Genomic DNA, 23,713 nt, shown 5'->3' with positions numbered 1-23,713 from the left:
TTTCCTCCCCAAAAGCAGTGAGGGAGAGGGGGTCGCGTATAATGGGCGCGGGAGGATAAGCAGCTATGGAAATACATGAACGACGGCGCCGGTGGCTCACGCCCGACGCCCTTGGCTTTGCAGCCCACTGGGCCTGGATCTGGTGCGTATTCTGGAGCAACCGCTTCTACGACGAGGGAGCAGCCCTCGAATCGCTGGTGCTGTCGCCCGTTAGCATGCTGGAGCCGCTCTGGGTGCTGTCCCTGTTCTCGAACGTGGTGGCCATCGCGGCGCTCCTCCTCGTTGCCCGGGTGCGCAATCCGCTCTCGGAGTTGCGCTCGCTGCCCGTTGAGGGTGCCGCGCTGACGGCTCTCGGCACCCTGTGCGCATCGCTTGTGCCTGATCTGGTGCGTCCCGAGGCCGCGTCGACGGTCTACCTCATGGGGGCGGTTCTCACCGGGGTGGGCAGCGCCACGGTCGTGGTGCTGTGGGGCGAGCGGCTGGCGGAATGCGGGCCGCGCTATTTGGCGCGCTGCTTCGTGGCGGCCATCTTCCTGGGAGCTGCGGCCTACGGGCTTCTCGCCGTGCTGCCGCCGATGGCCTCCCAGGTAGCCGTGGCGGCCCTGCCTGTGGTCAGCATGGGCATCTACCTCGATCAGACGCGCCGCCGCCCCCGCCTGCCCCAGCAGTACCTCAACGTGCGCGTGCGGGCGCGCATACCGGTGCCGCTAGTGCTCGTAGCCCTGTTCTTCGGGTTCTCCTTCGGACTCATGAAAGGACTCATGGCTCCCGTCGGCCCCTCGTGGATCGCTGTGCGCGACGCGCTGAACATCGTCGCCATCGTGGCCGCCGCGGGCGCGTTCTACGTGACGAGCGTGGTCTATCGCATGGACTTCGATCACCTGACCTATCAAGTGGCCCTGCCGCTCGTGGCCGCGGGCTTCCTGTTCCTGCCTCTGCGCGAGCCGCTGTCCGTTGTGGGCACCGCCGTGTACCAGTTCGGCTACCAATACTTCTACTTGGTGCTCTGGGCCATCTGGGCCGTGCTGGCCGCGCGGGAGAAGCTGCCGGCGGCCTGGGTGTGCGCCTGGGGGCTGCTGGCCATCCAGATAGGCCAGCTCGCCGGATCGCTCGCAGCCGATCTCGGCTTGGGATTTCTCGTGGGCGACGGCGCATTGGCCATGTTGTCCGCGGCGGTCATTTTCGCTACGCTGATCGTGAGCCTGTTCGTGTTCAGCGGCCGATCCGCCTCGACGGGCTGGGGCTCGGTGCGACCCATGGAAGAAGAGGCGCGCGCCGCGGAGGGGCGCACTCTGGAGGATGCCTGCGACGCCCTGTCGCGCCGGAGCCGCTTGACGGTTCGGGAGACCGATGTGTTCTGCCTGCTCGCCCGCGGGCGCAACCGCGCCTTCATCTGCAAGGAGCTCGTCATCGGCGACGAAACGGTGAAAAGCCACGTGAAGGCCATCTACCGCAAGCTGAACGTCCATTCCCAACAGGAGCTCATCAACCTCGTGGAAGAGGAGCGCGCCGAAGGCTAGCGCGAGCCCCGCCGAAAAGAGCCGAATTGGGCGCATTGCGCGGGAAAGGGGCGCCTGCGGCGCGCCCGCTTGCGCGAACTTCAGCTGCCTGCCTTCGCGGTGCGATGCGGGCGGCTCAAAGGGCTTCTGTTGCAAGCGCACAAGATGAGGTACAATAGCGAGTATGACTGATTTGACGCAGACAACGCTCACGGCGCCGTCGGGGGTAGACATGGCGCTTGTGGTGGGCGAGGCCGACGAGATGCTCCACCTGATGGAGGGGGCCTTTGATGCCCGCATTACCGTACGCGGCGACACCGTCGCGCTTGCCGGCGACCCCATCGAGGTGCAGCAGCTCACGGCGCTTCTCACCGACCTGTTTCGCATGGCGTCCCAGGGCGAGGTGCCCGATGCCGACTCGGTGCGCCGTGCCATCGAGCTTCTGCGGCGCGCCGAGTTCGCCCCGGCGGCCCTGCGCGACGACGTGCTGCTCTCCTTTCGGGGGCGCGCCATTCGGCCGAAGACCGCCGGCCAGAAGCACTACGTGGACGCCATCCGCAACAACACCGTCACCTTCGCCGTGGGACCTGCCGGCACGGGAAAGACCTACCTAGCCATGGCCATGGCGGTGGCGGCCCTGAAGCGTAAGGAAGTGGGTCGCATCGTGCTGTCCCGTCCCATCGTGGAGGCCGGCGAGAACCTGGGCTTTCTGCCCGGCACCCTCTTCGAGAAGGTGGACCCCTACATCCGCCCGCTCTACGATGCGCTGTACTCCATGTTCGACATGGAGAAGGCATCCTCCCTCATCGAGGCTGGGGTCATCGAGATCGCGCCTCTGGCCTTCATGCGCGGGCGCACCTTGAACGACGCCTTCATCATCTTGGACGAGGCCCAGAACACTACGCCCGAGCAGATGAAGATGGCGCTCACGCGCCTCGGCAACGGAGCGAAAATCGTCGTCACCGGCGATGTTTCCCAGATCGACCTGCCCCGAGGGACGAGCGGCCTTGTGCAGGTGCGCTCCATTCTCGAGGGCATCGAAGATATCGCGTTCTGCGATCTGACCGGCAAGGACGTCGTGCGCCACAGCCTGGTCGCCACTATCGTGGCCGCCTACGAGCGTGCGGACAGAAAGGCGAGATAGTCCATGGATATCCTGATCACGTTCACCTATGGCGAAGAGGAGCTGGCCGAGCTGCCCTTGGCATCGCTTGCGCAGTTCGTGCTGAAAAGCGAGGGGAAGCCGGCGAACACGGAAGTGTCCATCAGCTTCGTCGACAATGCCACTATCGCCGAGCTGAACGAGCGGTTCCGCGGCATCGAGGGCCCCACCGATGTGCTCTCCTTCGAATGCGACAACATCGCTGACGACATGACCGCCGCCGACGGACCCGCCTGCCCCATCTACGAGCTCGGCGACATCATCATCGCGCCGGATGTGGCCGCCCGCCAGGCCGAGGAGTACGGTAACTCCTTCGAGCAGGAGATCAGCCTCTTGCTGGTGCACGGGCTTTTGCACCTGTGCGGCTACGACCACATCCAAGACGACGAGGCCGAGGTGATGGAGGGCCGTGAGAAGGAGCTGCTGACCGCCTGGTCCGAGCGCGATCTGCCCTCCTTGGACGAGAGTCGCTAGCGGTGGCCGGCGGTGAGGGTCGGCACCCGGCCCCATCTGCCGGTGCCGAGAATCCTGCGGCGGCGTCCGGCGAGTCGGGAAGGAGCTGCCGGTGCGACCATGTGGTGCGCACTGCCGCCGACAGCCGCACTGACGGCACAGGGCGCTTTCCGTTGCTGTGCGCGTTTCGCTGCGCGGCACGCGGCATCGGATACTCCTTCGTCTCCCAGCGCAATCTCAAGATCCAGCTGGCCTGCGCCCTGGCAGCGGTGGCCGCCGGCCTCGTCCTGCAGATCTCCCGAGCCGAATGGCTCGCCATTGTGGCCGCCATCACTCTCGTGGCAACGGCCGAAGTGGTGAATACCGCTGTGGAATCGGTAACCGACTTGGCCAGCCCCGCCTGGCACCCCCTGGCCCGAGCAGCCAAGGACGCCGGGGCCGGCGCGGTGCTCCTGGCGAGCGCGGGGGCGGCCGTCATCGGGCTTATCGTGTTCCTGCCCCCGCTTCTCCACCTGCTCTGAAAGGATATGCATGGACCTCGACGCCTACTTCGCTGAAAACCCCATGGGGGGCTCGTTCCCCACCAACCCCGACTTCAAGAGCGGATTTGTCACCCTGGTGGGACGCCCCAACGCGGGCAAGTCCACGCTCCTGAACGCCATCATGGGCAAGAAGATCGCCATCACCTCCAATACGGCCCAGACCACGCGCCACCGCTTCCGCGCCGTGTACACCACCGACGAGATGCAGATGATCATCGTGGACACGCCGGGTTTGCACAAGCCCAAGGACGCTCTCGGCGAGGAGCTGAACACCTCGGCCATCAAGGCCCTGGAGGACGTGGACGTGGTGGCCATGCTCATCGACGCCTCCCAACCCATCGGCCGAGGGGACGAGTGGGTGGCCGAGCAGGTGCGGGCCGCGAAGGGCTCGGCGAAGATCTGCGTGCTCTCAAAGACCGATATGGCCAGCGATGCCCAGATCAGCGCCCAGCGCGAGGCGGCCGAGGCACTGTGCGACTGGGACGCCATGGTAGGGCTCTCGTCCACCACGGGCCGCAACGTGGACGCCTTCGTGGAAGAGGTGCAGTTCCTCTTGCCCGAGGGGCCGGCGTGGTTCCCCGCAGACATGGAGACCGATCAGCCCTTGGAAGTGATGGTGGCCGAGTTCATCCGCGAGAAGGTGCTGCGCAACTTCTTCGACGAGGTGCCCCATGCCATCGGAGTCGGGGTGGAGGAGATGGAGTTCGAGAAGCCGAACCTCTACCGCATCTACGCGGTTATCTACGTGGAGCGCGACAGCCAGAAGGGCATCATCATCGGCAAGCGCGGCGCGGCCATCAAGCGCGTCGGCACCGAGGCCCGCCGCGATCTCGAGCTTCTGCTGGGATCGAAGGTGTTTTTGGATCTGTCGGTGAAGGTGCGGAAGAACTGGCGGCGCGACGCGAATCAAATTCGCCGATTCGGTTACGGAGAGGGCGCGTAGAAACGGTATCTGCGCTACAATACGCTTGATTTGCGTACCCAAGAGGAGAACCGTAGATGAGATGCCCCCACTGCTCCTTCGATAATAGCGACGATGCCGCCTTCTGCGAGAAGTGCGGCCACGTGTTCCTGTCCAGCGATCGGGTGCCCCAGGTGCCCGACCCGGCCGAACGGGAACGGCGCCGCGAAGCCGCGCTGACCGACGTGCCGCCCATCGTGCAGGTTCCCGACATTACGCCTTCCGATGCCACGGGCGTTATCGGCAGGGTCTCCTCGATACCCGAGGTGGTGCCTTCGGCCACCGGTCCTCTGGATCGTTCCTCGGTGGCGCATCTGGTCGACCCGCTGCCAGAGCCGCCGCGGGAGCCCGATTTCTCCGGATTCGAGCGCCTCGTCGACTCCAGCTACGTGCCTCCTGCGGCCACAGCTGCCGGCGACACTGCCGAGATCCCCGTCATCCACGATGAGTATGTGCCCCGGCCCCGCAACTACACGCTGGGCCTCTCGCCGCGGGAGCAGCGCAAGCGCGATCGCGAGCAGCGCCGTCTCGAGAAGAAGTTCGCCAAGGCCCAGCGCAAGGAAGACGAGCGCTCGGCCAAGGAGGCCGCTCGGACCGAACGCGAGGCCGAGCGCGCCGCGGCTTTGGCCGAGCAGGAGGCTCGAGCCGCCGAGGCTCTCGAGGCAGCCCGCGCCGCCGAGGCGGCGCTCGACGAGCAGAGCGCCGTCTGCGAGGAGCCGCCTGCCGCATGCGATGTTGCCGATCGCCCTGCTCTCGCCGCCTCCGAGGAGCCCCGTGCCGCCGCGAGGGGCGCTGCGGCCGCCGACGACGGCGACGCCACCATGGCGCTGCCCGCAGCCGATTTGGACACCGTGCTCATGACCGGCGATGGCGTGGTCAGCCTCTTCGAGCGCACGAGCAAGCGCCGCCGCTCTGCCGGCATTCCCGCGGGCACCCCCGCGTCGAAGGCGGCCCTGGAGCTGCCGGGGGCCGAGACGGGCCTTGCCGTTGCCGGCGAACGGGCCATCGAGAGCGCTTCGGGCGAACCTGCGGACCCCGATGCCGCGGGGGGCCTCGCGCTGGCCGATCCCGCTGAGGCGGACGGCGGCGCTCTGGCCGCTTCCGACAGCAGCGCTCCGGTCAAACCGGCGGCATCCGTTTCGGCCGATGCCGCCGGCGACCCAGGCGCCTCGTCCGATGCCGCCGAGGCGGCGCGGGCCGCCGAGTCGAAGGAGGCTCCGGGCGCTTCGCGGCAAACTGCCGATTCAAAGGCGGCGAAGGGGGCGGCGCGGGCCAAGCGCGCGGCGGAAAAAGCCGCCCAGACGGCCGAGAAGCGCTCTGCAAAGGCCGCGCGCGCGGCCGAGCGGGCCGCTTCTCGGCCGAAGCGACGCAAGGCCCCGCTTGTCATCGCCGTCACCGTTGCCCTCGGCGCAGCTCTCGCGCTTCTCGCCGGAGGCACCTACATGGCCGAGATCTGGGGCGGAAAGACCGTGCCCGCCGTGGTGGGCATGACCCGCGATAAGGCCGTAGCCGCCCTTGAGGGCGAGGGCTTCTCCGTCGAGACGACCGAGGTGAAGTCCGACGAGGCCGCCGGAACGGTGCTCTCCGAGGCGCCGAACGGGGGCGCCCGCATCGCCGAGGGCTCCACGGTGGTGCTGGAGGTGGCCGTCCCGCGCGCCATTCCCGATATCAAGGGATTCACCCGGCAGGAGGCCGCCGACGCGCTGGGCGCCGAGGGCTTCACCGCGGTGGAGTACAAGGAGAAGAAGTCGAACAAGGCCGAGGGCACTGTGCTCAAGGTGTCGCCGAAGGCCGGCACCGAGGCGCTCTCCACCGAGCCTGTCACCGTTACCGTGGCCGTGCCCTTCACCGTGCCCGATGTGGCCGGCATGGACACCGACGCCGCCAAGGAGACGCTCTCCGACGAGGGCTACGAGGTGACCACCTTGTGGTCCTATACCGAGGACACCCCCGAGGGCACCGCGCTTTCCACCGAGCCCGAGGCCGGCGCGCAGCTCGACAGCGGATCGGAGGTTACGCTCTACATCGCCAAATCGCGCGGCAACGAGCTCGTGGCCCTGGCGGAATCCTTCCTGCCCGGCGCGCGTCTGAAGAGCAACGACGGCCGCTTCATCATCGACAGCGTCTCGAGCGTGACCTACGCCGGCGACGACGTAGTGCGCTACACCTGCGAGGCGCATCAGTACGAGGATGTGGAGCTGCCCTTCGGCAAGGGCACGACCCGCGTGGAGGACGACAAGCGCGTGACCATCGAGGGCAGCCTCACCTTCAACGGCGACAACGAGGTGACCACGGCCGATCCCGCCATCAAGTACTAGGTAGCGGACGTGTCCCAGCCCACCTATAGGCTGCGCGCCCTTATCCTGCGACGCACGAAACTGGGGGAGAGCGACCTCATTCTCACGATGCTCGCCGAGGACGGCTCGCTTGCGAAGGCCGTGGCCAAGGGCGCCCGCAAGCCGAAGAGCTCGTTTGCGGCCCGTACCGAGCCTCTCTGCGCAGTCGATCTTCTGTGCGCCCGGGGGCGCAGCCTCGATATCGTGAAGGAGGCACGGCTTGCGGCCGCCCACGATAGGCTGCGCCGCACCGTGGAGTCCTCGACGGCGGCCATGCCCGTGTTGGAGCTGCTCGGGCGCGTTGCCCAGCCCGCTCTGGAGAACCCGCGTCTGTTTCAGGCGACCGACCGGGCGCTTCGCGCTATGGATGCCGCCGATGAGGCGCACGTCCTGGCCGTGGCGGCTGCCTCGCTGCTGAAGACCCTCGCATTCTCGGGCCTCAGGCCGAGCTTGGAGGTATGCGTCAGCTGCGGCGAGCCTGTGGCGCTCGAGGACGGCGCGCGACTGCCCTTCTCGGCTATCGAGGGGGGAGTGGCCTGCCCCGCCTGCCGCCCGTCGCTAGAAACTGAATCGGTCGATGCGGCCACGCTGTGCTGGGCGCAGTACTTCCTTGCGAGCACGTTCGATGCCATTGCCGCCGGCCCAGCCGACATCTCGGCCAGCTTCGCCGTGCTCCATCTTGTTCAGTCCCTCGTGCGGGCCCATGTGGGCGCGCCTCTCAAGTCGCTGGAGTTTCTCTTCACGAGCGGCCTGTTCTAGCGCGCCGCCCTCGGCTCCCCGGCACGGCCCGCGCCCCCATGCAAAGCGGCGGCAGGCGTCTATGCAGAAAACGTGACGCTCGCGGAATTGCCGCTTGTGGGTGCGCCGCACCTCGCCTATACTGGGCAAGCTGTGCAAACAGCCCATCGCGTCCTAGCTCGAATGCGCCACCCGCTTTCCCGCTCGGATGCGACGCAACGGAAGGCCGCGCCAAGCGGCGAAGAGGCGGGTCGTACGCCCGCAGAAGAAAGGTGGCAGACATGGCCAATCGCGACAGCATCTCCCGCGAGCGCACCGCCGAGCTCATCAAGGAGTTCGGCAAGAACGACCAGGATTCCGGCTCCGCCGAGGTCCAGGTGGCGATTCTCTCGGAGCGCATCCGCAACCTCACCGAGCACCTGAAGGTTCACAAGAAGGACAACCACACCCGCCGCGGCCTCATGATGCTCATCGGTAAGCGCCGCGGTATGCTGAAGTACATCAAGAACCGCGACATCGACGAGTACCGTGCGCTCATCAAGAAGCTCGGTATCCGCGATAACATCTAGTTCGAGCAGGTTCGGGGCCCCGCGGGGCCCCGTTTGCTGTATAGAGCGGTCGCGGCGCGCATGAGGCGCGCGCGGTCGCGGGGGCGGGGGAATATAAGTAGCCTGCCGCCGAAGGAAGCCTTCGCGCAATGAGGCGCGAAAGGAGAAGAGAAAGAAAAAGCTATGACCAAGATCGTTGAAGAATTCGAGCTGTACGGCAAGCAGTACCGCCTGGAAACGGGCGAGCTGGCCAAGCAGGCCACCGGCGCTGTGCTCGTCACCTGCGGCGAGACGAGCGTGCTCGTGACCGCCGTCGTCTCCAACCAGGAGCGCGACTACGACTTCTTCCCCCTGACCGTCGACTACATCGAGAAGATGTACGCCGTGGGCCGCATCCCCGGCGGCTACCTCAAGCGCGAGGCGAAGCCCTCCGACCACGGCACGCTCGTGGCCCGCATGGTGGACCGTCCCATCCGTCCCGGCTTCCCCGACGGCTACAAGAACGAGGTGCACATCGTTGCCACCCCGCTCGTGATCGACGATGAGAACCTGCCCGACACCATCTGCGTTGCCGGCGCTTCGGCGGCCCTGCTCGTGGGCGGCGCTCCCTTCGACGGCCCGGCCGCCGCAGTGCGCATCGGCCGCAACGCCGAGACCGGCGAGTTCATCGTGAACCCCACCAACACCGAGATGGAGACCTCCGACCTGGAGCTGACCATCGCGGGCACCGCCGACTACATCTCCATGGTGGAGGCCGGCGCCGAGGAGATCTCCGAGGAGGACATGCTGGCCGCCATGACCTTCGGCCAGGAGGCCATCGCCGCCTTCTGCGAGAAGCAGTCCGCTTTCCTCGCCCGCGTGAACCCCACTCCCATGGACTACACCATCCACGCCGCCGACCCGTCGGTGGCCGAGCGGGTGGACGCGCACCTGGCCGAGATGTCCGCGGCCCTGAAGGACGCCGACAAGGCCGCTCGCATGGGCAAGGTGGAGCAGCTCAAGGCCTCCATCATCGAGAATGACTTCACCGAGGAGGAGCGCGCTACCTGGGGCAGCGACATCAAGGCCGCGCTCAAGTCCCTTGAGAAGCGTGCCATGCGCGCCATGATCATCGAGACCGGCGAGCGCGTCGACGGGCGCACTCCCGAGGAGATTCGTCCGCTCTACATCGTGCCGGGCTACCTGCCCCGTGTCCACGGAAGCGGTCTGTTCCAGCGCGGTCAGACCCAGGTCATGTCCGTGTGCACCCTCGGCATGCTCAACGAGTGGCAGCGCCTCGACACCATTTGGCCCGAAGAGGGCAAGCGCTACATGCACCAGTACAACTTCCCGCCCTACTGCACCGGCGAGACCGGTCGCATGGGCGCCCCGAAGCGCCGCGAGGTGGGCCATGGCGCTCTCGCCGAGCGCGCTATCTTGCCGGTGCTGCCCGACACCGACACCTTCCCCTACGCCATCCGCGTGGTCTCCGAGGTGCTCGAGTCCAACGGCTCGTCGTCCATGGCTTCTGCCTGCGGCAGCTGCCTGGCGCTCATGGATGCCGGCGTGCCGATCTCGGCTCCGGTCTCCGGTGTGGCCATGGGCCTTATCAAGGAGGGCGACGACGTGGTCGTGCTCTCCGACATCCAGGGCATCGAGGACTTCCTCGGCGACATGGACTTCAAGGTGTGCGGAACGCCCAACGGCATCACCGCGCTTCAGATGGACAACAAGGCCCGCGGCCTGTCCGTGGAGATTCTCGCCCGCGCCCTGAAGCAGGCCCACGAGGGCCGCGCCCACATCCTCAAGGCCATGCTCGCCACCATCGACGGCCCCCGCGCCGAGATGAAGGAGACCGCGCCGCGCATCGAGACCATCAAGATCCCCGTGGACAAGATCCGCGACGTCATCGGGTCCGGCGGCAAAGTCGTCCGCGGCATCCAGGAGGAGACCGGCGCCTCCATCGACATCCAGGAGGACGGCACCATCCATGTGGGTGCCACCTCCGGCACCGCCATGGAGGCCGCCAAGGCCATGATCTTGGGCATCGTGAAGGAACCCGAGGTGGGCGAGGAGTTCGAGGGCGAGGTCGTCGGCATCAAGGACTTCGGCGCCTTCGTGAAGCTGACCCCCGGCAAGGACGGCCTGCTGCACATCTCCCGCGTGGCCAACGGCCGCGTGGGCAAGGTGGAGGACGTGCTGAACCTGGGCGACGTCATCAAGGTCGTGGTGCTGGAAGTGGATCCGAAGACCGGCAAGATCTCCCTCGATCGTCTGGACAAGCCGGACGCCCCCGAGGGGAGCGCCCCGGCCCGCCGCGAGGACCGCGGCCACGGCGAACGTCGCGAGCGCCGCGGCGAGGACATGCGTCCCGGTCGCGCCGGCCGTACTCCGCGCCGTCGTCACGAGAGCAACTAGCTGAGAGGGAAGGGCCGTGAAGTCTACGGCCTTTCTTTCCTTTTGAGGCTCGCCGCCCGTCGGAGGGAGGGGGCACCTTGATTCGCTCAGACAGTCCTCGCTTTGGGGAACAGCCCACCGGGCTGTTCCCGTCGCTGCGGAACTCGCTCGGTCAAGGCGCCCCCTCCCTCCTCTGAACTCAACTCTCGCCGAACTTCATTGCGAACAAGAGGAGGTCTTCATGATCAATGTTGCTGTGGCCGGATGCGCCGGCCGGATGGGAAGCGCTGTGGTGGACGCTGTCACGGCGGCCGACGATATGCAGGTGGTCTGCGGCATCGACCCTCATGCCGCGGGCGATGCGGGCGCCTTCCCGGTGTTCGCCACGGTAGCCGATGCCCTGGAAGCCGTGGATGCCGATGTGCTCGTGGACTTCACCCAGCCCTCCGTCGTGGCGGGCAACCTGGCCGCGGCGCTGCCGGCCGGGGTGGACTGCGTGGTGGGCACCACGGGGCTTTCCAACGAGACGCTCGGGCAGTTGGCGGCCGACGCGGCCCCGGGCACAGCCTTGTTCTACGCGCCGAACTTCACCACGGGCGCCGTGCTCATGATGGAGTTCGCGAAGGCTGCCGCGCCCTACTTCCCCGAGGCCGAGGTCATGGAGTTTCACCACTGCAACAAGAAGGACGCCCCCTCGGGCACGGCGGTGCGCACCGCCCAGCTGATCGCCGAGGCCCGCAGCCCCCGCGTGAGCGAGGCTCCCGGTCGCGAGACCGAGATGCCCGGCGCCGAGGGCGCCCGCGGGGCGCTCGTGGAGGGCGTGCCGGTGCATGCGGTGCGCTCCATGGGCTACGTGGCCAGCCAGGAAGTCATCTTCGGCTCCCTTGGCCAGACGCTCACCATCCGCCACGACTCGTGGGACCGCACTTCCTACATGCCCGGGGTGCTTCTGGGCATTCGCAGCGTGGGGGAGCGCGAGGGGCTTATCGTGGGTCTGGAGACCTTCATGGCCTAGGGCCCCGCCACCGGCGTAGAAGGGGAGGACGGTCGCTCGCACGGCCGTCCTCCTTGTGCGTTTGGCGAACTTAGCACCGCTCTCGTTCCCGCATACGAACATCAGTGGCATAATGGGAGCTCAGTTGAAACGCACCGGCGCGACTGCGCGCCTCGGCTTGTGCCAAAGGAGATGCACCATGGAATTCAAGCGCGATCCTCGCTTCGGCCGCCTCATTCCGGCTATGGTCACGCCCTTCGATCAAAATCTCGAACTCGACCTCGATCGGGCTCAGCAACTGGCCGACCGCCTCGTTGCCGGCGGGGTGGACGCCATTATCGTGAACGGCACCACCGGCGAGAGCCCCACGGTGTTCTATCCCCAGAAGCTGGAGCTGTTCCGCGCGGTGCTGCGCGCCGTGGGCGGGCGCGTGCCCGTCATCGCGAACGTGGGCGACAACTGCACGGCCGACACCGTGTACTTCGCCCAGGACGCGGCCAAGCTTGGCGTCGACGGCTTCATGTGCGTCGTGCCCTATTACAACAAGCCGCCGCAGGAGGGCCTCTACCGCCACTTCAAGACCATCGCCGATTCCACCGACATGCCCATCATCCTGTACAACATTCCGGGGCGCTGCTCCATCAACATGGAGGCCGAGACCACGCTGCGCCTGGCCCACAACTGCGACAATATCGTCGCCATCAAGGAGGCTTCGGGCAACCTGGACCAGGTGAAGGCTATCATCGAGGGCGCCCCTGCCGGCTTCGACGTGTACTCCGGCGACGACTCGGCCACCCTCGATATCATGCGCCTGGGCGGTGTTGGCGTCATCTCCACTATCGGCAACGTGGCTCCGGAGCGTATGAAGGAGATCGTGGAGCTGGCCGCGGCCGGCCGGTGGGAGGAGGCCGAAGAGGCCAACGCCGCGCTTCTGCCCCTCATGACGGGGCTCTTCGCCACGGCGAATCCCATCCTCGTGAAGGAGGCCCTGAAGCTCGTCGGTTTTCCCGTGGGCGGCGTGCGCCTGCCTTTGGTGGATGCCACCCCCGAGCAGTCGGCCGCTCTGGCCGCCATTATGCGCGAGGTCGGCGTCTTGGCCTAGCGCGCGTTTCACCGAAACGGTTGACGCCGGACCGCCTGAGGCGGACCGGCGTTTTTGCAAGATACGTCAACGAAAGACAAGGAACTCTATGGCCAACGAGAAGCAAGAGAAGAACGAGCGCGGCGCCGCGAACCAGGCCGCGTCCCAAAACGGACGCGGCCGCCGCAACGGCGGCAACGGCAACGGCAGCCGCAAGAACAACACCTCCTTCAAGCGGGTGAACCTCGAGCGCAAGCGCCCCCAGCTCTCGCGCGGCGAGGGCGCCGACGGTGCCCAGCGCTCCGAGAACCGCCGCTCGCGCCGCGGCTCGAAGGCGTCGAAGGACCCCAACGCCAAGCTGCGCATCATCCCGCTCGGCGGCCTGGACGCCATCGGCAAGAACATGACCGCCTTCGAGTGCGGCGGCGACATGATCTTGGACGACGCGGGCCTGATGTTTCCCGACGACGACCATCCGGGTGTGGATCTCATCTTGCCCGATTACACCTACGTGCTGGAGAACGCCGACAAGCTGCGCGGTATCATCATCACCCACGGCCACGAGGACCACACCGGCACGCTGCCCTACCTTTTGAAGGACCTCGACCGCACGGTGAACATCTACGCCACCAAGCTCACCTTGGGCCTCATCGAGGGCAAATTCGCCGAGCATAAGATCAAGAACGCCAAGCTCATCGAGATCAAATCCGGCGAGGAGATCAAGCTCGGCTGCTTCAAGGTGGACTTCTTCGCCGTGAACCACTCCATCCCGGGAGCGGTGGGTCTCTTTATCCAGAGCCCGGCCGGCAACGTCCTGCACACCGGCGACTTCAAGCTGGATCAGACGCCCATCGACGGCGTGACCACCGACTTCGCCGCCATCACGCGCTTTTCCGAGCAGGGCGTCGACCTTATGATGAGCGACTCCACGGGCGCCATGAACCCCAACTTCACGCCGAGCGAGGCGGAGGTGGGCAAGACCCTGGAGCAGATCATCTCCCAGGCCAAGGGCCGCGTCATCATCGCCAGCTTCGCGAGCCATATCCACCGCATGCAGCAGATCTGCGATGCAGCGGTGAAGAACGGCCGCAAGGTGGTCGTCACCGGGCGCTCCATGATCCAGAACACCGACATTGCGCGGCGGCTCGGCTACCTGAAGATCTCGGACGACAACCTCATCGACGCCTACGATATGAAGGGCATTCCCGCCGACCAGATCGTCATCATGTGCACGGGCAGCCAGGGCGAGCCCCTAAGCGCCCTCGGGCGCATTGCCAACGGCGAGCACAAGACCATCGAGATCGAGGAGGGCGACACCGTCATCATCTCGGCCACGCCGGTTCCCGGCAACGAGAAGGCCGTGACCCGCGTCATCAACTCGCTGGCGAAGATCGGCGCCGATGTCTACGACAAGAGCCGCGGCAAGGTGCACGTGTCGGGCCACGCGGGCGCCGAGGAGCTGAAGATCATGCTCACCCTCGTGAAGCCCAAGGCCTTCATGCCCGTGCACGGCGAGGCCACCCACCTGCGGGCCCACGCGAAGCTTGCCGAGGCCACCGGGGTGGATCCCGACAACATCTACATCCTGGAGAACGGCGATGCGCTGGAGCTGTCGGCCATGGGCATCGCCCGCGGCGAGGGCGTGCCCTCGGGCATCGTGTACGTAGACGGCCTGTCGGTGGGCGATACCTCCCAGGACGTGCTCGACGAGCGCAACACCCTCGGCAACCAGGGCTTTGCCAGCGTGGCCGCGGCCGTGGACGCGAAGCGCAAGCAGGTCGTGGGGGAGGTGCAGGTGTCCATGCACGGCATCACCGGCGGCGACGACTACTACCTGGGCCAGGAGGCTGGCAGCGCCGTCACCGGCGCGCTGCGCAAGGCGCTCTCGAAGGGCGCAGGCGCCAAGGAGCTGCGCAAGGCGGCGCGCGATGCGCTCCTGTCCCTTCTGTGGGAGCGCACCAAGCAGCGTCCGATGGTGGTCGTGAACATTCTGGAGGTCTAGATTCGCCGTGGCCCGACACTCGCAAGCAAAAAACGCATCTTCATCGAAAAACGCGAGCGGAGCGGTCTCGAAGAGCGGTACGCGCCGTCCCCTGTCGGCGGCGCGTAGCCGCGCTGTCGAGCCCGAGCCCCGCATTCTGGATGACCGCACCCGTCGCGACATGGTGGGAGTGGGCTTCATCCTCGTCGGCATCGTGCTGTTCATCGCAGCGGTGGCCCCTACCGGCGCCATCGTCACCTCGTTTCTGTCCGAATCGCTCCACCTCGTGTTCGGGGTGGGCTGCTACATCATGCCGTTCTTCCTCGTGGCCGTAGGCGCGACCGTGCTCTACCGCAAGGAGAGCGAGCGCATGTCGCTGCGCATCACCGTGGGCCTTGCGCTCATCTTGGTGGCGCTGCTCGGCATCATCGCGCTGTTCACGCCCCTCGGCAACACCGGGCCCGAGCACCTGTTCGACTACGATGCGCTCACGACCCACGGAGGCTATGTGGGCGCGGCGCTCGCCTGGGTGGGCCTCACCCTGTTCGGCAGCATCATCTCGGCCATTCTGCTTCTGGGCGTGGCCCTGGGTGGCGTCATTGTCATCGGCTTTTCGGTCTCGGCCTTCATCGAGAAGGTGCGCGAGCGCCATGAGGCCGACCTGGCCGCCCAGGCGCCTTACTTGCCCGAGGCGCTCTTCGGCGCCGTGAAGCGCGGCGGCCATGTCGTGCGCCACGGCCTGGGACGCACCTCCGACGAGGTGCCCCAGCCGCCCGATGCGACCGTCGTGCGGCCGGCGGCCCTTACGGCGCGCCTGTCCATGGAGGAGCAGCCCCGCCGCCGCAGTCGCCCCGTGTCGGGTGCGCGCACCGTGGCGATAGGAGGCGCGGACGCCGCAGCCGGACCGGCTGCGGCGGAGCCCGCCGCACCTGCCGCAGCGGCAGTGACCCGCCAGCTCGGCGTCGATCCTGCGGCCGTAGCCGCCGGCCGCACGGTGAACCTCGCCGCCGTTGCGGCGGAGGCACCCGAGGACATCTCCGCAACGGCTCCGGCCCGGCCCATGACCCGCAAGCTCGGAAAGAAGGCGGCCGAAGCGGAAGCTGTCGAGGCGGCTGCCAAGGCCCAGACGGCAAATCCCCGCAAGAAGGCCGCGAAACCGAAGGCGAAGCCGTCGCCCAAGGCCGCCGAGCCCGCCCCCTCGCGCGACGGTTTCCAACTGCCCTCCATCGACCTGCTCGCTACCGGCGACGGGCGCCGTCGCGGCTCCACCGAAGAGCAGTTGCGCTCGGTGGCTGCCGAGCTTCAGGGCACGCTCGAGGACTTCGGGGTGTTCGCCAGCGTCGTCGGCTGGGTGGAGGGTCCTACGGTGACCCTGTTCAAGGTCGATCTTCCCTCCGGTGTGCGCGTGAGCAAGGTGACCAACCTCACCGATGACATCGCGCTCGCGCTCGCCGCCCCCGGCGTGCGCATCTTCGCACCTATCCCCGGCACCAACTACGTGGGCATCGAGGTACCCAACCGTGAGCGGCAGACAGTGTACCTGCCCGAGGTTCTGGCCGCCGCGGGGGAGGGGCCCCTGCAGGTGGCCATCGGCGAGGACGTGGAGGGCCACGCCATCGTGCACGATCTGGCGAAGATGCCCCATGTGCTCATCGCCGGCACCACCGGCTCGGGCAAGTCGGTGGAAGTGAACGCCATGATCATGTCCATTCTCCTGCGCGCCACCCCCGCTGAAGTGCGCTTCATCATGATCGACCCCAAGCGGGTGGAGTTCGCCCCCTACGACGGCATTCCGCACCTCTACGTGCCCGTGGTCACCGAGTGCCGCGAGGCATCGAGCGCGCTGTCCTGGGCCGTAGCCGAGATGGAGCGCCGCCTGAAGATGTTCTCGAAGTGCGGCGTGCGCAACATCATCTCCTTCAACGAGAAGGCGAGGGCCGCCCAGACCGCCGCCGATGCGGCCGAGGCGAGCGGCGGGGAGGCTCCCGAGAACCCCTACGGCGAGCCCATTCCCTATATCGTCATCGTCATCGACGAGCTTGCCGACCTCATGATGAACGTCGGCAAGGAGGTGGAGTTCTCCATCAGCCGCATCGCCCAGCTGGCGCGCGCAGCGGGCATCCACCTCATCATCGCCACCCAGCGCCCCTCCACCAACGTGGTCACGGGCCTCATCAAGGCGAACATCACCTGCCGCATCGGCCTCACCGTGGCCTCTGGCATCGATTCCCGCGTCATCCTGGACTCCACCGGCGCCGAGAACCTCATCGGCCGAGGGGATCTGCTCATCTCCAAGCCGGAGTATCCCAAACCCGTGCGCGTGCAGGGCCCCTGGATTCCCGACGAGGAAATCGCCGCCGTGGTGGCGCACCTGAAGGGCCAGGGCGAGCCGGAGTACCACTCCGAGATCTTGAAGACCAACGTGGTCACCCTCGGCGACTCCTCGCCGGCCGGCGATGGGGGCTCCGAGGCCGATGATCCGCTTCTGTGGGAAGCTGCCGATGTGGTGGTTTCAAGCGATTTGGGCTCAACATCCAACCTTCAACGCCGCTTGAAGGTCGGATACGCCCGCGCCGGGCGTATAATGGATCAACTGGAAGAAAAGGGCATCGTGGGCCCGGCCAACGGAAGCCGTCCCCGCGAAGTGCTGGTAGATCAGATGGAACTCGAGACGTTGAAGGCCTTCGAGGCCAACGACGAGGACTAGCGACGAGCACGGGTTCCCCGACGATATAGAGGAGACGAGATCGTGGCGAGACAGAATTCCTTCGGGGACATGCTTCGAATGGGCCGCGAGCGCAAGGGGCTGGACCTGTCCGCTGCCGCGCGCAAGCTGCGCATCCGCCCCGATATCCTGCGCGCCATCGAGGAGGGCGATTTCGCCCGCATGCCCCCGCGGGGCTACACCTCCAACATGGTGGGCGCCTACGCGCGGCTCGTAGGCCTCAACCCCACCGAGGTAACACGCGCCTACCGAGATGAGGCGCACCAATTCGAGACGGGGCGGCGCCCCATGGAAAGCCGGCCTGGCCGCAGTGGCGACGGACACCGGTCCGACCGCTCCTCGTCGCGCCCCGGCAGCCGCCGCACCGAGTACCTGGACACGCCGCGCTCCTCGCACGGGAGCGGGCAGCGCTCGTCGCGCTCGTCCTCGCGCGGGAGCGCGCAGCCCCAGTACACCAACCTCGTCCAAGGGCGCCAGGCGCCCGGTATCGCCGCCAACCTCGGCTCCATGCTGCCGCTCCTGGTGGTAGGCGCCGTCATCATCGGCCTGCTCGTGCTGGTGCTCGTGCTCGCCTTCGGCGGCGATAAGGGGGGCTCGGCCGAGGACACGCCCACCGTGCCCATCTCCGGTATGCCCGCTCCGGCGGGCGCAAACGGGGACTCCGGCGGCAACCAGAGTGCCGAGGCGCCCACAGTCGAACCGGTGGCACCGAAAAACGCCCTGTTCAAGTACGCGGTAGCCGATGGCCAGAAGGCCTACATCGAGGTGGTCGTCGACGGCAAGACCAAGGAGGCCGATACCTACACCGGCCCGAAGAGCGAGGAGTACCCCGTTACCGGCGAGTTGAAGTTCGTGACCACGGCACCTCAGGCCGTGACGCTGTCGGTGAACGGCGAGGAGGTGCAGCCTGCTGAGAGCTCGAGCGCGGCGGGCGTGTACACCTACACCGTGGACTTCGACGATATCCTGCGCGACTGGCAAAAGGAAAACGGCGTCTCCCCGTCGAAGTCCTCCGATAACGCAGACGATAAGGGCGACGGCACGTCCTCGTCCGAAGACGATTCGGCGCAGGCAAACTCCAAAGCCGACGGCACCGCCGACGGCGACGATGCTGCTGGCAGCGACGATACCCCCGAGGACAGCTCCTCGGACAGTGGCAACTAGCGCTGCTCGCTGCCCATCCCGCAACCCGACGAAAGGATACCCATGGCCAAGGAATCAAGCTTCGATGTCGTCTCGACTGTCGACATGCAGGAAGTTGACAACGCGTTCCAGCAGGCGAAGAAGGAGATTTCCCAGCGCTACGATCTGAAGGACTCCGGAGCCGAGATCAGCTTGGACAAAAGCGGCGGCACCATCACCGTGGCCGCCCCCGCCGATTTCGTCGCCTCCCAGGTGATCGACGTCATCGGCAGCAAGCTCATTAAACGCGGCATCGATCTTACGGCCGTGAAGTGGGGCGATGTCCAGGCAGCCAGCGGCGGCTCGGTGCGCCGGACGGCTACCATCGTCGATGGCATCGACAAGGAGACTGCCGGCAAGATCAACAAGGACATCAAGGCGCAGAAGCTCAAGTGCAAGGTCGCCATCGAGGGCGACAAACTGCGTGTGAGCTCGCCTTCCCGCGATACCCTGCAGGAGGTCATCGCCTTTCTCAAGGGGCAGGACTACGGCCAGCCCCTGCAGTACGTGAACTACCGCTAGAAAGCCGTGCCCTCTGTGACTGACCAGGTTTCCGGCGCCAGCGCCGTCGCGACCGCCGAGCCCTGCGGCCGCATCTCCCTCATCACCATGGGCTGCGCCAAGAACGAAGTAGACTCCGCAGCCATGGCCCGGGCCCTTTCCGAAGCCGGCTACGATACGTCCGCCTCACCCGACGAGGCCGATGTCGTCATCGTGAACACATGCTCTTTTATCCAGTCGGCGACCGAGGAGAGCCTCGAGGCCATCTTCGAGACCGCGGCGCTTCCCGCAGTGGAGCGGGGCGATGCCGCCCTCATCGTTGCCGGCTGCATGCCGGCCCGCTACGGAGACGACCTGGCCGAGGAGCTGACCGAGGCCCGCGCCTTCGTCCCCTGCAGCAAGGAGGACGATATCGTCGCTGTCGTAGACGGCATTCTCGGATACGTTCGCGGGACCGAGCCGCTTCCGCGCACCGTGAGTGCGCCTGCCCAGGCAGGTTCCGTCTTCGCCTATGTGAAAATATCAGACGGCTGCGACCGCTTCTGCTCCTACTGCACGATTCCCGCCATTCGCGGACGCTACCACAGCTTCCCCTTCGAGGACATCTATCGAGAAGTCGAGCGCGCGCGGGCCGATGGTGCCCGCGAGATCGATCTTATCGCCCAGGATACGGGGCGGTGGGGCCAAGACCTTCCCGGAGATCGCGATTTGGCCTGGCTCGTGAACGAGTTGTCCGAAGCGTTTCCCGACACGTGGTTCCGCGTCATGTACCTGCAGCCGGAGGGCGTCACCGATGCGCTGCTCTCGGTCATGGCCGCCCGCGACAACGTCTGCCCGTACCTGGATATCCCGCTCCAGCATGTGAGCGCGCCGTTGCTTCGGGCCATGAACCGGGCGGGCAGCGCCGAGAAGTTCCACGAGCTCATCGAGCGCATTCGCGCCGCCGTGCCCGATATCACGCTGCGCACCACCCTCATCGCGGGATTCCCCGGCGAGACCGACGAGCAGTTCGAGGCGCTGTGCGATTTCGTCGCCGAGGAACCCTTCGACTATGTGGGGGTCTTCCCCTACTCACGGGAGGAGGGAACGGCCGCCTTCGATCTTCCCGGCCAGCTGGACGAGGACGAGAAGGCCGAGCGGGCCCAGGTGCTGCGCGATGCGGCCGACGCCTGCTGCGTACCGCGTATCGCCGAGCGCATCGGGCGCGTCATGCCCGTGCTCGTGGAAGGCTGCGAGGAGGACGGCCAGCGTTACGGGCGCGCCCAGTGCCAGGCTCCCGAGGTGGACGGGGTCACCTTCGTGAGCGAGGGAGAGCCCGGCGACGTCGTCGAGGTCGTTATCGCCGATACGCTGCTCTACGAGATGGAAGGGGAGTGAGGCCCATGGCCACCATCCAGCCCACTGCGCCGGAAAAGCTCTGGACGCCGGCCAACATCGTCACGCTCATCCGCATCTGCCTCGTTCCCGTGTTCGTGCTCGCCATCGTGAGTCCCTGGCCGATCTGGATGGGGCTTCCCGATATTACCATGGAGGCAAAGCGCCTCATTGCGGCGGGCATCTTCATCCTCATCTCGTGCACCGACTGGATCGACGGGTATCTGGCCCGCAGCCGCGGCGAGGTGACCGACTTCGGGAAGTTCATGGATCCGCTTGCCGACAAGATTCTCGTGGCAGCGGCGCTCATCGCGCTTGTGGAGCTCGCGGTGCTGCCCGGCTGGCCCGTGCTCATCATTTTGGCCCGCGAGTTCATCGTCTCAGGCATTCGCATGGTGGCGGCCAGCAAGGGGGAGGTCATCGCCGCCAGCTGGTACGGCAAGGCCAAGACCGTCTTCCAGATGATCTCCATCGTGCTGTTCCTCGCCAAGGACGCGCTCGTGTTTCCCACAGCCGTCGCAGCGTTCACCAATCCGCTGTTCGTGCTCTCGTGGGCGGTTATGGGCATCGCGCTCGTTCTTACCATCATGTCCATGCTCGACTATCTGGTGAAGGCGCGCCACCTCTTGAAAGGCGACTCGTCGGCGGCTTCCCGGGAGGCTCCGCCGGCGGCCACCGAGGTTGTCGCCCTGCAGAAGGCCATCGACGAGCGGGCGCGCTCCATTGTGGAGAAGGCCCGGGCCCGCGGGCTGTCCGTCGCCACTGCCGAGAGCCTCACCGGCGGCCTTATTGCCGCCACGCTCACCTCGGTGCCGGGCAGCTCCGAGGTCGTGCGCGGAGGCATTGTGAGCTACGTCAACGACGTCAAGCAGGAGCTTCTCGGCGTGTCGGGCGATGTTCTCACGAGCCAGGGAGCCGTCGACGAGCTGGTGGCCCTTCAGATGGCGCGCGGTGCCTTGCGGAAGCTTTCCAGCGATGTCGCCGTGTCGGTGACGGGCATTGCCGGGCCGGGGGGAGCCGAGCCCGGCAAGCCGGTGGGAACCGTGTGGGTCGGCTGCGCCACCGTCAAGGGCGGCCACGCGACGTGCCATCATTTCGAAGGCGGTCGCGAGGTTGTGCGCCTGCAGACGGTGCTCGCGGCGCTCCAGGCCATCGAGGCGGCCTGCTAGGGCGAGGCGCCGTTGGAGAGCGGGGACGGTGCTCGTAGGGCCGCCCCCGCTTTTTTGCGACTGATGTGCGGTTCGGGGACGGTCGCTTTCGGGACAGTCCGGGCATCGTTTCACGGTTGTGTGGAGCTATCATGGCGCTCGCATCGTCGAAGTGTTCCAATCTGCAAAGATAGGTCTTGACGATCATACGTCTGTTCGTATAATAGAGTGAAAACGGCCACTTGTTCGTATGATGGCCCAGACAAGGAGAATCCATGAACGAAGACAAAGAAAAGATGCTCAAACTCACCACGGACCAGATCGAGTCGAAGTTCGGCAAGGGCTCCATCATGACGCTCGGGGAAGGCGGCGGCGATCTGAATATCGGCGTCATCCCCACTGGAGCCCTCCCGCTGGATGCGGCGCTCGGCATCGGCGGCGTGCCGCGCGGGCGCATCATCGAGATCTACGGTCCCGAGTCTTCGGGCAAGACGACCCTCGCCCTCCAGATTCTCGCCGAGGCCCAGGCTCTCGGCGGCATCGTCGCCTTCATCGACGCGGAGCACGCGCTCGATCCGGTCTATGCCGCCCGCATCGGCGTCGATATCGACGAGGTGCTCATCTCCCAGCCCGACACTGGCGAGCAGGCCCTGGAAATTTGCGACATGCTCGTGCGCAGCGGAGCCATCGACTGCGTCATCGTCGACTCCGTGGCGGCGCTGGTGCCCCGCGCCGAGATCGAGGGCGAGATGGGCGACACCACGGTGGGTCTGCAGGCCCGCCTCATGTCCCAGGCGCTGCGCAAGCTCGCCGGATCGCTCTCCAAGTCGAATACCACGTGCATTTTCATCAACCAGCTGCGTGAGAAGATCGGCGTGATGTTCGGCAATCCGGAGACCACCACCGGCGGCCGTGCTCTCAAGTTCTTCTCCTCGGTGCGCATCGACATCCGACGCATCGACTCCATTAAGCAGAACGGCGATGTGGTGGGCAACCGCGTGCGTGCCAAGGTCGTGAAGAACAAAGTGGCACCCCCCTTCCGCCAGGCCGAGTTCGATCTTATGTACGGCGAGGGCATCTCGCGCGAGGGCTGCATCGTGGATATGGCCGTGGAATGCGGCGTGGCCAAGAAGTCCGGCGCCTGGTATACCTACGGCGAGGAGCGGCTGGGCCAGGGCCGCGAGGCGGCGAAGCAGACGCTGAAGGAGAATCCCGACCTGCGTGAGGAACTCGAGACGAAGGTGCGCGAGGCCTACGAGATTCCCATTATCGAGGCTCCGGCCGAGGGCGATTCGTTCAGCCCCGCCCCCAAGACGCCCGGCAAGAAGAAGTAGGATGGCCGCTCGGTCTGACATACTCTCGCAGCTTCGAGCCGCCGTCGAGGCCATCGAGGCGGGCCAGGACGAGCCGGAGGGCGTGGCCCCCCGCACGAGCCAATGCGCTCCGGCGCCCTCTGGCCACCTCGATCCAGGCTACGAGGAGGCCTTGTGCGACGATCGCGGCGATCGGCCGGGAAATTCCGCGGAGACGGAAACGAAAACGGCAGAGGCTGCTTTTCGCAAGATCCTCCGCTGGGCCTCGGCACGCGAGCGCTCCAGCGCCTACGTGCGCGAGCGCCTGCTAAAAGACGAGTATCCGCCCGAGGTCGTCGAAGAGGCGCTCAAGCGCGCGGTGCGCGTGCGGGCTATCGACGATCGTCGCTACGGGGATGCCCTTATCCGCGCGAAGCTCTCCGCAGGGCGCGGGCTGCGCGATGCCGAGTCCGAGATCGAGAAGCTCGGCATCGATCCGAGCAGCCTTGCGGCATGGCAGGAGCATACCGCCCGCGGCCTGGACGCGGAGGTAGATCGCGCGCTGGCGCTTCTGCGGCGCCGCCCGCCGCGGGCCAAGCGGGCGCGCGAGGCAGCGTTCCGCAAGCTGGTTACCCAGGGATTCGACACCGATGTAGCCGTCACGGCCGCACGGCGCTGGTCGGAAGAGACTGGGGTGCGCTAACTCGAAAAGGGGAGGGGCCGCTCGCATGGCGCCAAGGGGCGCCCGCGCGAGCGGCCTCTCGTCCATTGAGGGGTTCTTTTCTTCGCTTCATCGGGTATACTGTCCATTGTGGCTTTT

19 protein-coding genes are annotated in these 23,713 nt (G+C 66.6%); all 19 read left to right on the top strand.

Annotated features, from left to right (window positions below; genetic code table 11):
* Positions 1-65 precede the first annotated feature (65 nt).
* The 19 genes from C811_RS07160 (at position 66) to C811_RS0102985 (ending at position 23,596) form a co-directional block, all read left to right on the top strand.
* Entirely contained in the window at positions 66-1,520 is a 1,455-nt protein-coding gene (locus C811_RS07160) for a helix-turn-helix transcriptional regulator (RefSeq protein WP_016308860.1), read from the top strand.
* Positions 1,521-1,683: 163 nt separating this feature from the next.
* Positions 1,684-2,643, top strand: a complete 960-nt coding sequence (locus C811_RS07155) for a PhoH family protein (protein ID WP_016308859.1) — start codon at positions 1,684-1,686, stop codon at positions 2,641-2,643.
* A 3-nt stretch (positions 2,644-2,646) separates the two neighbouring features.
* Positions 2,647-3,135, top strand: a complete 489-nt coding sequence (gene ybeY, locus C811_RS07150; protein ID WP_016308858.1) for an rRNA maturation RNase YbeY — start codon at positions 2,647-2,649, stop codon at positions 3,133-3,135.
* Positions 3,136-3,137: 2 nt separating this feature from the next.
* Positions 3,138-3,635 (top strand): diacylglycerol kinase family protein, encoded by a 498-nt coding sequence (locus C811_RS0102995; RefSeq protein ID WP_016308857.1) that lies wholly within the window; start codon positions 3,138-3,140, stop codon positions 3,633-3,635.
* Between the two features lie 43 nt (positions 3,636-3,678).
* On the top strand, positions 3,679-4,599 hold the full coding sequence (gene era, locus C811_RS07145; RefSeq protein WP_031324863.1) for a GTPase Era: 921 nt from the start codon (positions 3,679-3,681) through the stop codon (positions 4,597-4,599).
* Between the two features lie 56 nt (positions 4,600-4,655).
* Positions 4,656-6,935, top strand: a complete 2,280-nt coding sequence (locus C811_RS15730) for a PASTA domain-containing protein (protein ID WP_016308855.1) — start codon at positions 4,656-4,658, stop codon at positions 6,933-6,935.
* Between the two features lie 9 nt (positions 6,936-6,944).
* Positions 6,945-7,712 carry a DNA repair protein RecO gene (gene recO, locus C811_RS07140; RefSeq protein ID WP_016308854.1) on the top strand — a complete coding sequence of 256 codons (768 nt, stop codon included), beginning with the start codon at positions 6,945-6,947 and terminating at the stop codon, positions 7,710-7,712.
* A gap of 260 nt (positions 7,713-7,972) precedes the next feature.
* Positions 7,973-8,260, top strand: a complete 288-nt coding sequence (rpsO, locus tag C811_RS07135) for a 30S ribosomal protein S15 (RefSeq protein ID WP_016308853.1) — start codon at positions 7,973-7,975, stop codon at positions 8,258-8,260.
* A gap of 162 nt (positions 8,261-8,422) precedes the next feature.
* Positions 8,423-10,636 (top strand): polyribonucleotide nucleotidyltransferase, encoded by a 2,214-nt coding sequence (locus C811_RS07130; protein WP_016308852.1) that lies wholly within the window; start codon positions 8,423-8,425, stop codon positions 10,634-10,636.
* 220 nt (positions 10,637-10,856) lie between these two features.
* Positions 10,857-11,630, top strand: coding sequence for a 4-hydroxy-tetrahydrodipicolinate reductase (gene dapB, locus C811_RS07125; RefSeq protein ID WP_016308851.1), 774 nt, complete (start codon positions 10,857-10,859; stop codon positions 11,628-11,630).
* A gap of 178 nt (positions 11,631-11,808) precedes the next feature.
* Complete coding sequence (dapA, locus tag C811_RS07120) at positions 11,809-12,711, top strand: 4-hydroxy-tetrahydrodipicolinate synthase (protein WP_016308850.1); 903 nt, start codon at positions 11,809-11,811, stop codon at positions 12,709-12,711.
* A gap of 88 nt (positions 12,712-12,799) precedes the next feature.
* On the top strand, positions 12,800-14,692 hold the full coding sequence (locus C811_RS07115) for a ribonuclease J (RefSeq protein ID WP_016308849.1): 1,893 nt from the start codon (positions 12,800-12,802) through the stop codon (positions 14,690-14,692).
* 7 nt (positions 14,693-14,699) lie between these two features.
* Entirely contained in the window at positions 14,700-17,378 is a 2,679-nt protein-coding gene (locus C811_RS07110; RefSeq protein ID WP_016308848.1) for an FtsK/SpoIIIE family DNA translocase, read from the top strand.
* 42 nt (positions 17,379-17,420) lie between these two features.
* Positions 17,421-18,560, top strand: coding sequence for a helix-turn-helix domain-containing protein (locus C811_RS07105; RefSeq protein WP_016308847.1), 1,140 nt, complete (start codon positions 17,421-17,423; stop codon positions 18,558-18,560).
* A gap of 42 nt (positions 18,561-18,602) precedes the next feature.
* The gene (locus C811_RS07100; RefSeq protein WP_016308846.1) at positions 18,603-19,100 is read left to right on the top strand and encodes a YajQ family cyclic di-GMP-binding protein; all 498 of its coding nucleotides are present in this window, start codon (positions 18,603-18,605) and stop codon (positions 19,098-19,100) included.
* Between the two features lie 15 nt (positions 19,101-19,115).
* Positions 19,116-20,456, top strand: coding sequence for a 30S ribosomal protein S12 methylthiotransferase RimO (rimO, locus tag C811_RS07095; protein WP_016308845.1), 1,341 nt, complete (start codon positions 19,116-19,118; stop codon positions 20,454-20,456).
* Between the two features lie 5 nt (positions 20,457-20,461).
* Entirely contained in the window at positions 20,462-21,622 is a 1,161-nt protein-coding gene (gene pgsA / locus C811_RS07090) for a CDP-diacylglycerol--glycerol-3-phosphate 3-phosphatidyltransferase (protein WP_016308844.1), read from the top strand.
* A 254-nt stretch (positions 21,623-21,876) separates the two neighbouring features.
* Positions 21,877-22,935 carry a recombinase RecA gene (recA, locus tag C811_RS07085; protein ID WP_016308843.1) on the top strand — a complete coding sequence of 353 codons (1,059 nt, stop codon included), beginning with the start codon at positions 21,877-21,879 and terminating at the stop codon, positions 22,933-22,935.
* Between the two features lies 1 nt (position 22,936).
* Complete coding sequence (locus C811_RS0102985) at positions 22,937-23,596, top strand: regulatory protein RecX (protein WP_016308842.1); 660 nt, start codon at positions 22,937-22,939, stop codon at positions 23,594-23,596.
* Positions 23,597-23,713 lie beyond the last annotated feature (117 nt).

The organism is Adlercreutzia caecimuris B7 (assembly GCF_000403355.2).
GTDB classification, from domain to species: Bacteria; Actinomycetota; Coriobacteriia; order Coriobacteriales; family Eggerthellaceae; genus Adlercreutzia; species Adlercreutzia caecimuris.
Note: the sequence above shows the minus strand (reverse complement) of the source record. Positions and strands in the feature narration are given on the sequence as shown.